Origin of the sequence: Rubneribacter badeniensis, from assembly GCF_002899695.1 — a bacterium.
In the GTDB taxonomy this organism is placed as follows: Bacteria; Actinomycetota; Coriobacteriia; order Coriobacteriales; family Eggerthellaceae; genus Rubneribacter; species Rubneribacter badeniensis.
The window spans coordinates 1-10,738 of sequence record NZ_PPEL01000099.1; the positions used below are offsets into that span (position 1 = coordinate 1).

The 10,738-nt window shown below is 67.9% G+C and carries 10 protein-coding genes; all 10 read left to right on the plus strand.

Annotated features, from left to right (window positions below; all coding sequences use genetic code 11):
* Nucleotides 1–170: 170 nt before the first annotated feature.
* The 10 genes from C2L80_RS11920 to C2L80_RS11965 all read left to right on the plus strand — a co-directional run bounded on the left by C2L80_RS11920 (nucleotide 171) and on the right by C2L80_RS11965 (nucleotide 10,551).
* Nucleotides 171–1,595 (plus strand): RsmB/NOP family class I SAM-dependent RNA methyltransferase, encoded by a 1,425-nt coding sequence (locus tag C2L80_RS11920; protein WP_087196242.1) that lies wholly within the window; start codon nucleotides 171–173, stop codon nucleotides 1,593–1,595.
* A 231-nt stretch (nucleotides 1,596–1,826) separates the two neighbouring features.
* The gene (locus C2L80_RS11925) at nucleotides 1,827–2,408 is read left to right on the plus strand and encodes a helix-turn-helix domain-containing protein (RefSeq protein WP_087196220.1); all 582 of its coding nucleotides are present in this window, start codon (nucleotides 1,827–1,829) and stop codon (nucleotides 2,406–2,408) included.
* Between the two features lie 129 nt (nucleotides 2,409–2,537).
* The gene (locus C2L80_RS11930) at nucleotides 2,538–4,328 is read left to right on the plus strand and encodes an AMP-binding protein (RefSeq protein ID WP_103263270.1); all 1,791 of its coding nucleotides are present in this window, start codon (nucleotides 2,538–2,540) and stop codon (nucleotides 4,326–4,328) included.
* Nucleotides 4,328–5,134, plus strand: coding sequence for a nucleotide-binding protein (locus tag C2L80_RS11935; RefSeq protein ID WP_204600602.1), 807 nt, complete (start codon nucleotides 4,328–4,330; stop codon nucleotides 5,132–5,134). The genes C2L80_RS11930 and C2L80_RS11935 overlap by 1 nt, the downstream gene beginning before the upstream one ends.
* A gap of 75 nt (nucleotides 5,135–5,209) precedes the next feature.
* Complete coding sequence (locus C2L80_RS11940; RefSeq protein WP_087196223.1) at nucleotides 5,210–5,416, plus strand: 4Fe-4S binding protein; 207 nt, start codon at nucleotides 5,210–5,212, stop codon at nucleotides 5,414–5,416.
* 7 nt (nucleotides 5,417–5,423) lie between these two features.
* Complete coding sequence (gene vorB, locus C2L80_RS11945) at nucleotides 5,424–6,497, plus strand: 3-methyl-2-oxobutanoate dehydrogenase subunit VorB (protein ID WP_103263271.1); 1,074 nt, start codon at nucleotides 5,424–5,426, stop codon at nucleotides 6,495–6,497.
* 3 nt (nucleotides 6,498–6,500) lie between these two features.
* Nucleotides 6,501–7,349: a thiamine pyrophosphate-dependent enzyme gene (locus tag C2L80_RS11950; RefSeq protein ID WP_103263272.1), complete on the plus strand. Its 849-nt coding sequence runs from the start codon at nucleotides 6,501–6,503 to the stop codon at nucleotides 7,347–7,349.
* Nucleotides 7,346–7,882 carry a 2-oxoacid:acceptor oxidoreductase family protein gene (locus tag C2L80_RS11955; RefSeq protein WP_103263273.1) on the plus strand — a complete coding sequence of 179 codons (537 nt, stop codon included), beginning with the start codon at nucleotides 7,346–7,348 and terminating at the stop codon, nucleotides 7,880–7,882. The genes C2L80_RS11950 and C2L80_RS11955 overlap by 4 nt, the downstream gene beginning before the upstream one ends.
* Nucleotides 7,883–8,133: 251 nt before the next feature.
* Nucleotides 8,134–8,685: a helix-turn-helix domain-containing protein gene (locus tag C2L80_RS11960; protein WP_103263274.1), complete on the plus strand. Its 552-nt coding sequence runs from the start codon at nucleotides 8,134–8,136 to the stop codon at nucleotides 8,683–8,685.
* Between the two features lie 192 nt (nucleotides 8,686–8,877).
* Complete coding sequence (locus C2L80_RS11965; RefSeq protein WP_103263275.1) at nucleotides 8,878–10,551, plus strand: AMP-binding protein; 1,674 nt, start codon at nucleotides 8,878–8,880, stop codon at nucleotides 10,549–10,551.
* The last annotated feature ends 187 nt before the right edge of the window (nucleotides 10,552–10,738 follow it).

Consider the following 10,738-nt stretch of genomic DNA (forward strand, 5'->3'; position numbering starts at 1 on the left):
GCGACGGCAAGCGCTCGTCCCGCTTCGCGGCGAAAGCCCCGCACGGCGACGCCCCCGCCTCTCCGAACCCCAAGGCCCCGCGCGGCGGCGAGCGCGGCCCCGCCCGCTCCGATGCGGCCGGCACGCGCACGCCTTCCGGCTACGCGGGCCGTCCCGACCGCCCTCGGCCCCTGCGCACGAAGGCGACCCCCGCGCGCCTCGCGGCGCTGGCCGCCCTGCGCGAGGTCCGCGAGCGCAAGGCGTACGCCCAGGACGTCATCGCGCGGGACATCGACGACTCGTCCCTCACGCCCGAGGACCGCGCGTTCGCCACGCGCCTCGTGCTCGGGGTGGTCAGCTCGACGGGCACCCTCGACGAGGTCATCGACCGCGTGTTGGATAATCCCCACGACGTGAGCCCCCAGGTGCGCGACGCGCTGCGCATATCGACCTATGAGATATTTTTCCTCGACAAGCGCTTCCACGCCGCCGTCGACCAGGGCGTGGAGCTCGTGAAGTCCGTGGCGCCTCCCGCCGCGGGCCTGACCAACTACGTCTTGCGCCAGCTCGTGCGCCTGCGTGCCGAGTTCCCCTTCGCCGATCCGAACCGCGACATCGAGGCGCTTGCGCGGCTCCACGCGTTCCCGGCGTGGCAGGCTGCCTTGCTCATGAACGACCTGGGCCCCGAGGCCGCCTTCGAGTTCATGCGCGCCTCGAACGAGCCCGCCCCGCTGTTCGTGGCCGTCAACGCCGCCAAGACGCGCGACGAGCTGGTCTTGCGCGCGTTCGAGCGCGTGGGGGAGCAGGTCGAGCGCGTGGAGATCGAAGGGGGCGAGGTGCCGGGGTGTCTGCGTTTGGACGACCCGCGCACGCTGCTGCTTCCCGACGTGAAGCGGCTGCTCAGCCAAGGGCGCATCCTCGTGTCAGACGCGGCGTCGCAGCAGGTGGCGGCAAGCGTGCTCCCCGAGAAGAAGCCGGCGTCGTTTCTGGAGGTGGGCGCGGGCCGCGCCACGAAGACGATCCTCATCCAAAGCGGCGCGCTTCGCCGATGGGGCTTCCAGATCGAGGAGTACGTCGCGCTCGACAACCGCGCCTTCAAGAAGAAGGTGCTCGAGGAGCGCGTGGAGCGCTTCGGCATCCACGTGTCCGAGGCGCTTGTCGGCGACGTGCTGGACGCGGATGATCTTATGCCCGGACGTTCCTTCGACGCGGTGTTTCTGGACGCGCCCTGCTCGGGCCTCGGCACGCTGCGCCGCCATCCCGAGATCCGCTGGCGTTTGAAGCCCGACGAGATCGTGGACATGGCGCGCCAGCAGGTGGCCATGCTGCGGGCGCTCGCCTCCCATGTGAGCCCCGGCGGCACGCTCGCGTACGCCACCTGCACGGTGACCCGCATGGAGAACGACGCCGTGGTGAAGGCGTTCCTCAAAACCGAGGAGGGATCGCGCTTCCACCTCGCGCCCATCGCCGGGAAACCCTGCGTCTCGACGAGGCTTTCGAAAGGATCGCCCGACGCCCACTTCGCCGTGCGGTTCGTGCGCGCGGACGATACGGGCGGCGCGGACGACGTGGACGACGGAGGTGCCGGAGACGACGGGGACGCCTCCCGTTCGTAAGCCGAAAGGAGCGCGCGGCGCCGGCCGTTGCGCGCGCGAGCCGGCCTTGAGCTCGGTCGCGCAAGCGTCGCCGTACTGCGAGCTCTGCGCCGGCTGTTGCGCGCGAGCCGGCCGCGCGTCCGACCGTGCGCGGAGTTTTCCGTGCTTTTCGCTCCATCTCGGCCGGTTTGCCCTACAATAAAACGACTTTTCCAGAAGAGGGCAGTGCGGCAGCGAAGGAGGTCTGAGGTCATGGAGCCGAACATCGAAGAGGTGGCGGGGCGCATCCGCGCGCTGCGCGAGGACATGGGCCTGACCATGCAGGAGATGGCCGACGCGACGGGCCGCTCGGTGAGCGAGTACGCCGCGCAGGAATCCGGCGAGCAGGATCTGTCGTTCACGTTCCTCTACAAGTGCGCCCAACGCCTCGGCGTGGACGTCATCGAGCTGCTCACCGGCGAGGATCCGCATCTGTCGGGGTACTCGCTCGTGCGCGCCGCCGAGGGGCTGTCCATCAAGCGCCGTGCCGGGTTCGAGTACCTGCACAAGGCGCCGCACTTCAAGAACAAGCTGGCCGAGCCGTTCCTCGTCACGGCGCCGTACTTGGAGGAGGAGCAGACGCGGCCCATCCATCTGTCCTACCACGAGGGCCAAGAGCTCGACTTCGTCATCTCGGGCAAGATGCGCTTCGCCTACGAGGGTCACGTCGAGGAGCTGGAGGCGGGCGATCTGCTCATGTACGACTCCGGACGGGGCCATGGCATGATCGCGACGGGCGGCGAGCCGTGCGTGTTCCTCGCCGTCGTGATGAAGCCGGGCGGGGAGATTATCTAGGCGCATGCGTCCCCGCCGCGCCCTTCCGCGCGAAGCGGCGGGGACGCATGCGCCTCTTCCCCTTCCGACGACATCATCCGCCTCGCGGCGGGCCCGCCCGCCGCAGCCTGCGAGAAAGAGCCGCATCCCATGCATACCACGAGGAACATTCATCTGCGCTACGTCCGCGAACGCTATGACGAGAACGGACTTCTAACTGATTTCGCCGTCGATTGTCCCGACGATTTCAACTTCGGCTACGACGTGGTGGACGACATCGCCGCCGCGGAGCCGGATCGTCGCGCCATGGTGTGGTGCAATCCGGAGGGCGAGGAGCACGTGTTCACGTTCGGCGACATGAAGCGCTGGTCGGACAAGACGGCGAACTTCCTGGCCGCGCAAGGCATCGGCCGCGGCGACATGGTCATGGTCATCCTGCGCCGCCACTACCAGTTCTGGTTCGCAGCCACGGCGCTCGCGAAGCTCGGCGCGGTCATGGTGCCCGCCACGTTCATGCTCAAGGAACACGATCTGGAGTATCGCCTGAACGGGGCGTCCATCAAGGCCGTCATCGCCACGTCGCTCGGCACCATCGCCGATGTGGTGGACAACGTGGCCGACGCGTGCCCCACGCTCCAGACGCGCATCCTCGTGAACGGCGCGGGCGGCGGCCTCACCCCGGAGGATGCGGACGGCAACCTCGTGTTCCCCGACGACGGCGAGCCGCTCGGCGCGGCGCTCTCCGGGCCGGAGGGCGTGTGCGCGGCGTCTGCGGAGCGCCAAGGTTGGATCGACTTCAACACGGGCGTGCGCGCGGCTTCGGATGATTTCGCGCGTCGCGAGACGGCCGCTGCCGACCCCATGCTCATGTACTTCTCGTCCGGCACGTCGGGCAACCCCAAGATGGTGCTGCACGATTCCGAGTACGCCATCGCCCATTTGGTCACGGCCAAGCACTGGCACAACGTGGAGCCCGACGGTTTGCACTTCACCATCGCCGACACCGGCTGGGGCAAGGCCGTGTGGGGCAAGTACTACGGCCAGTGGCTCATGGAGGCGTGCGTGTTCACGTACGACTTCGACCGCTTCCACCCCGCCGAGATCCTGTCGCTCATCGGGAAGTACGGCATCACGACGCTCTGCTGCCCGCCCACCATGTACCGCATGATGATGGGCGAGAACGTCGACGCGTTCGACCTCGCGTCGCTCAACTATTCGACGACGGCGGGCGAGGCGCTCAATCCCGACCTGTTCGATTTCTGGAAAGAGCACACGGGCCTCACCATCTACGAGGGCTTCGGCCAGACCGAGACGCCGCTCACCATCGCGAACCTCACGGGATCGACGCCGCGCCCGGGATCGATGGGCAAGCCGGTGCCGCTGTACAACGTGGAGATCCAGCGCGCCGACGGCAGCCGCTGCGACACGGGCGAGACGGGCGAGGTGTGCATCGACATCCACGAGAAGGCCGCCGGCATCATGCTCGAGTACTACCGCGATCCGGCCAAAACCGAGGCCGCCATGCACGACGGCTGGTATCACACCGGCGACACCGCCTGGTGCGACGAGGACGGCTACTTCTGGTACGTCGGGCGCAACGACGACGTCATCAAGTCGAGCGGCTACCGCATCGGCCCCTTCGAGATCGAGAGCGTGCTTCTGGAGCACGAGGCCGTGCGCGAGTGCGCCGTCACGGGCGTACCCGACCCGGTGCGCGGCAAGGCCGTGAAGGCCACCATCGTGCTGGCTGAGGGCTTCGCTGGCTCCTCCGAGCTCACGCGCGAGCTCCAGACCTGGGTGAAGAAGCGCACGGCGCCCTACAAGTACCCCCGCATCGTGGAGTACGTGGACGCGCTGCCGAAGACCGTGAACGGCAAGATCCGCCGCGCCGCCATCCGCGAGACGGACGAGGCTGCGAACACCCCTGAAGGACTTGTGTGATGGGGCTCCCGTTGGCGATGCGCGCTCTGCTCGACGCCCCCGTCCTCGTCGTCACGGGGCACTACGGCGTGGGCAAGACGAACCTCTCGCTCAACCTGGCCTTCGACGCCGCGGCGCGCGGGCGGCAGGTGACGGTGGTCGACCTGGACGTGGTCAACCCGTTCTTCCGTTCGAGCGACTACCGCGACCTGCTGGGGGAGCGCGGCGTGCGCGTCATCGCGCCCGTGTTCGCGGGCACGAACCTCGACGGCCCGAGCCTGTCGGGCGCCATCGTGCCTGCGATTGAGCAGGCGCAGCTCTCGTGGCTGCCGACGCCTGCTTCGGTATGCGGGCCGAGCGATCCGGCACCTGTCGCGGAATTGCGGCAGCGCCACGTCGTCATCATCGACGCTGGCGGCGACGACGTGGGGGCGACCGCGCTCGGGCGCTTCGCCAACACGGTGGCCGCGGCCCCCTATGAGCTGCTGTACGTGGTGAATCGCAGCCGCAACCTCACGCAGGAGCCGGCTGAGGCGGTGGAGGTGCTGCGCGAGATCGAGGCGAAATGCCGCCTTTCTGCCACCGCGGTGGCGAACAACACGCATCTGCAGGGCGACACCGACGCGGAGGTCATCGAACGCGGTGTTCCCTTCGCCGAGGCGGTGGCGCGCCTCGCGGGCCTGCCGCTCGCCTTCACCACGGTGCCGGCGGAGGCGGCGGGGAAGGACGGGCTGGTCGCCGACCGGGAAAATCCCCACCTTGGGCCGAATGCGGAGGCGGTCACGCGCTATCCTGTGCGAGTATATGTGAGAACTCCCTGGCAATAAGACGAGAGAGCAGCGCGCATGGCGCCCCTTCGGCGACCCCGCGCGCATGCGAGAGCGAGACGAGGAAGGCAGATCATGGCGAGAATCAGCGTGGACGACACCTTCTGCAAGGGGTGCGGCCTGTGCGTCGACGCGTGCCCCGTGCATATCATGGAGCTCGACGACGGCAAGATAACCGCGAAGGGCTACCACCCCGCGCGCTGCATCGACCTGGATGCGTGCACGGGCTGCGCGTCCTGCGCGACGATGTGCCCCGACGTGGCCATCACGGTGGAAAGGTAGGCTGGGCATGGCAGAGAAAGTGCTCATGAAGGGCAACGAGGCGCTTGCCGAGGCGGCGATGCGCGCCGGGTGCCGCTTCTTCTTCGGATACCCCATCACGCCGCAGACGGAGCTCGCGGCGTACATGTCTAAGCGCATGCCCAAGGTGGGCGGGACGTACCTGCAGGCCGAAAGCGAGGTTGCGGCCATCAACATGGTGTACGGCGCGGCTGCGGCCGGTGCGCGCGCCATGACGTCGTCCTCGTCGCCGGGCATCTCGCTCAAAGGCGAGGGCATCTCCTACATGGCGGGAGCCGACCTTCCGGGCGTCATCATCAACGTGCAGCGCGGCGGCCCGGGCCTCGGCGGCATCCAGCCCTCGCAGGCCGACTACTGGCAGGCCACGCGCGCGCTTGGACACGGCGACTTCCGCGTGGTGGTGTACGCGCCCTCCACGGTGCAGGAGATGGCCGACTACGCGTTCACGGCCTTCGACGTGGCAGACAGGTACCGCACGCCCGTCATGATCCTCGCCGACGGCATGCTCGGTCAGATGATGGAGCCCGTGGTCATGCCCGAGCCGCGCGACGAGCGGATCGAGAAGCCTTGGGCCACGACCGGCCACAAGCACCAGCGCGCGCACAACGTGGTGAACTCGCTGTACCTGACGGCCGACGAGCTGGAGCGCTTGAACGTGGAGCGCTACGAGCGCTACGCGGCCATCGAGCGCGACGAGCAGCGCGCCGAGACGTTCCTCGTGGATGACGCCGACGTGGTGGTCGTGGCGTTCGGCGCGAGCGCCCGCGTGGCGCGCTCGGCCGTGGTGGAGGCGCGCGCGAAGGGCGTGAAGGCGGGCCTCGTCAGGCCCGTCACGCTGTGGCCGTTCCCGAAGGACGCCCTTGAGGCCGCCGTGCCCACCGCGCGCGCGTTCCTCTCCGTGGAGATGAACATGGGCCAGATGGTGGACGACGTGCGCTTGGCCGTGGCGGGACGGCGCCCCGTGGAGTTCTTCGGCCGCACCGGCGGCGTCATCCCGACGCCCGTGGAGGTGCTGGCCCGCATCGAGGATTTGGACGAGCGCATGAAGAAGGGAGGGGAGTAGCCCATGACCGAGAAGGAAACGAAGGTCGTGTTCGAGCGCCCGCACGCGCTTTTGCCTGTGGTGACGAACTACTGCCCAGGTTGCACGCACGGTATCGTCAACCGCCTCGTGGCCGAATGCCTGGACGAACTGGACGTGGAGGGCGACGCCGTGGGCGTGGCCCCCGTGGGCTGCACCGTCACGTCCTACGATTTCTACGGCTGCGACATGATCGAAGCCGCCCACGGCCGAGCGCCGGCGGTGGCCACCGCGGCCAAGCGCGTGCTGTCCGACGGCGTGGTGTTCGCCTACCAGGGCGACGGCGACCTGGCCAGCATCGGCATGGCCGAGACCGTGCATGCGGCCACGCGTGGCGAGAACATCACCGTCATCTTCGTCAACAACGCCATCTACGGCATGACGGGCGGCCAGATGGCCCCCACGAGCCTGCCGAACCAGGTGACGCAGACGTCGCCCTATGGCCGCGACACCGCCACGGCCGGCTTTCCCATCCGCGTGTGCGAGCTTCTGAGCTCGCTCGACGGCGTGGCGTACCTCGAGCGCGTCACCGTGGATTGCCCGAAGAACGTGCGCAAGGCGAAGAAGGCCATCAAGAAGGCGTTCCAGACCCAAATCGACAAGCGCGGCTACTCGCTCGTGGAGATCGTGGGCACCTGCCCGACGAACTGGGGCATGACGCCGCAGGACGCGTTTTCCTGGATGCGCGAGAACATGCTGCCGTACTACCCGCTGGGCGTGTACAAGGACGTGGTGGCCGACGGCTACGCGAATGCGGCCGAGGCCGCCGCGGCCCGCGCTGCGGACTGCCCGATCGCGAACCCTGCGCCGCAGACGGAAGGGGGTGCGCGATGAGCCGCTCCCTCAACATCGTGCTCGCCGGCTTCGGCGGCCAGGGCGTGCTGTTCGCCGGCAAGCTCATCGCCTACGCCGGCCTGCTGGAGGACCGCGAGGTGTCGTGGCTGCCCTCCTACGGTCCCGAGATGCGCGGCGGCACCGCGAACTGCAGCGTGTGCCTGTCCGACGATCCCATCGGCTCTCCGCTCGTGCTGGCGCCCGACGCGCTCATCGCCATGAACCAGCCCTCGCTCGACAAGTTCGCGGGCGTGGTGGCCGAGGGCGGCGTCGTGGTGGCCGACTCCACGCTCATCGCGGACATCCCGGACGTTCCGGGTGTTGCGATGTGCGCCCTTCCCGCCACGGCCATGGCCGAGGAGGCCGGCTTCAAGAAGCTCGCCAACATCATCTTGGCCGGCAAGCTGTACGCCGAGACGGCGTTCTGCGCGGAGGACACCCTCTGGAAGGCCATGGAGAAATGCGTGCCGGCCGGCAAGGCCGCCATGCTGGAGATGAACGAGAAGGCGCTGCGTTTGGGGATGGAGGCGTAGTGTTCCGCCAGCCTGACGGCTGGCGGAACGGGTCGACGCTGCGGCTTTCCGTGGTGCCCGATCTCGTCCCTTTGCCCTGCCGCAGCGAAGCTGCGCAGGGCGCGCCCGCTCGGGCGCAGAGCGTGGCACTGAACAAGCCATCGGCTTGTTCGGCATGCGCGAAGCGCGCTCGGCTGCGAAACGGGGCGATCTCGGGCGCTGCGGGGAGCCTCGCTGACTGATATGGACCTATGGAGCGGAAAGGGGTTCGCATGGTAGCTGAACTGGCCGAGATAGGCCTGCGCATCAAGGGTCTGCGCGAAGCGTGCGACGTGCGCGCCGAGGACATGGCGGCCGAGCTGGAAGTGCCGCTCGAGACGTACCTGCGTTGGGAGGAGACGGGCGAGGACGTGCCCATCAGCGCCATCTACCACATGGCGCACCACTTCGGCGTGGAGTTCACCGAGATCCTCACGGGCACGGCGGCGAAGCTCGACACCTACCAGGTGGTGCGTTGGGGCGAGGGCCGCGAGGTCGATCGCAATCCCGAGTACCACTTCGAGGACCTCGCATGGCGCTACACCGGCAAGGTCATGCAGCCTCTGCTCGTGGTGCTCGACCCCTCCGACGCCCCTGCGAAGCTCGTGTGCCACTCGGGGCAGGAGTTCAACCTGGTGCTCGAGGGGACGGTCGTCGTCACCTGGGGCGACAAGGAGTTCGAGCTCAATCCCGGCGACAGCATCTACTTCAACCCGGAGCACCCGCACGGCCAGCGCTGCGGCAGGGACGTGCCGGCGAAGTTCGTGACGATCATCGCGGAGTGATAGGTTCCGCCGTTCTCCGAACGGCGGAACCGGCCGACGCTGCGAAGCGTTGATGCGCCCGATCTTGCCGCTTTTTCGCTTGCCCTCACGTGCAAAGCATGCTCGGCCGCGAAACACGGCAATCTCGGACACCTCAACGCTTCTCGCTGACTTTGCTGGACCGGTAAGGCGTGAGAAAGGAAAGCGCGACAAGTGGACCACATCCTGAAGAAATACTGCCCCCGCATCGAGTTCGACTCCTACGAGGACTTCTGCGAGAACTTCCGCATCGACGTGCCCGAGGCGTTCAACTTCGGCTTCGACGTGGTGGACGAGTGGGCGCGCGTGGAACCCGGGAAGCGCGCGCTCGTCTGGTGCGACGACGCAGGCGAGGAGCGCGCCTTCACGTTCTCCGACATCGCGCGGCTGTCGAATAAGGCGGCCAACGCCTTCCGCAAGCTCGGCATCGGCAAGGGCGACGTGGCGATGATGATCCTGCGCCGCCGCTGGGAGTACTGGGTGTGCGCCGTGGCGCTGTGCAAGCTGGGCGCCACCATCATCCCCGCCACGCTGCAGCTCACCTCGAAGGACATCGCGTACCGCGCCAATTCCGCGCAGGTGAAGATGGTCGTCTGCGTGGACGACGACTACGTGTGCGGCCAGATGGACCGTGCGCTGCCCGATTCGCCCTCCATCGCGCACCGCGTCGTGGTGGCGGGGGAGCGTGCGGGTTGGACGGCGTTCGACGCGCTCATCGCGGACGAGCCGGAGGAGTTCGCGCGCCCGGTGGGCGAGGCGGGGGTCACCAGCAAAGACACCATGCTCATCTACTTCACGTCCGGCACCACGGGGCTTGCGAAAGCCGTGTGCCACAACTTCGCGCATCCGCTGGGGCACATCCTCACGGCGCGCTACTGGCAGCAGGTGCGCGAGAACGAGCTGCACATGAGCGTGACCGACAGCGGTTGGGCGAAGTTCGGCTGGGGCAAGATCTACGGCCAATGGATCTGCGGGACCACCGTGTTCGCCTACGACATGGACAAGTTCGTGCCCGTGAAGCTGCTGCAGAAGATCCAAGACTACCGGCTGACGACGTTCTGTGCGCCGCCCACGATGTACCGCTTCATGCTGCAGGAGGACGTGGCGTCGTTCGATCTGTCGAGCGTGCAGAACTTCGCCACGGCGGGCGAGCCTTTGAACGCCGAGGTCACCATCCAGTGGGAACGCCTCACCGGCAAGAAGATCCGCGAGGGCTTCGGCCAGACGGAGGGGCCGGTGCTGTTGGCGACGTTCCCGTGGATCGAGCCGCGCCCCGGCTCGATGGGCAAGCCCTCGCCGCTTCTGAACGTGAAGCTGCTGGACGAGGACGGCGCCGAAGTGCCCGACGGCGAGGAGGGCGCCATCTGCGTGACCGGCTTGCGCGAGGCGTACCCGCCGGGCCTGTTCACGGGCTACTACCAAGACGAGGAGCGCACGCGGCAGGCCGTGGGCGGCGACTACTACAACCTGCACGACATGGCGTGGCGCGACTCGGACGGCTACTGCTTCTTCGTGGGCCGCAACGACGACGTGATCAAATGCTCGGGCTACCGCATCGGCCCCTTCGAGGTGGAAAGCGCGCTCGTGGAGCATCCGGCGGTGGTGGAGTGCGCCGTCACGGCCGCGCCCGACCCCATCCGCGGCAAGGTGGTGAAGGCCACCGTCGTGCTGGCGCGGGGCTGGGAGCCGTCGGACGAGTTGGTGCGCGAGCTGCAGGAGCATGTGAAGCACACGACAGCCCCCTACAAGTACCCGCGCATCGTGGAGTTCACCGACGAGCTTCCCAAGACCATCGGCGGCAAGATCAAGCGCAAGCTCATCCGCACGCGCGACGGCATAGAGGATTAGAGGCGGGGGCGTTTGCGGACGCCCTCGCTTGCACCGGCGCATTGTCGCCCGAAAAACACGGTTCGGGGGTGCGGACGTTTTTCCGGACGGCCTAGGCGGCCAGCCCCAGCCGCCTCCTGCGGCCGGCTATCGTATCGTACACCTTGCGCCCTCCCTCGTCGAACGCCTTCAGCCTCCCCTCCCGGTA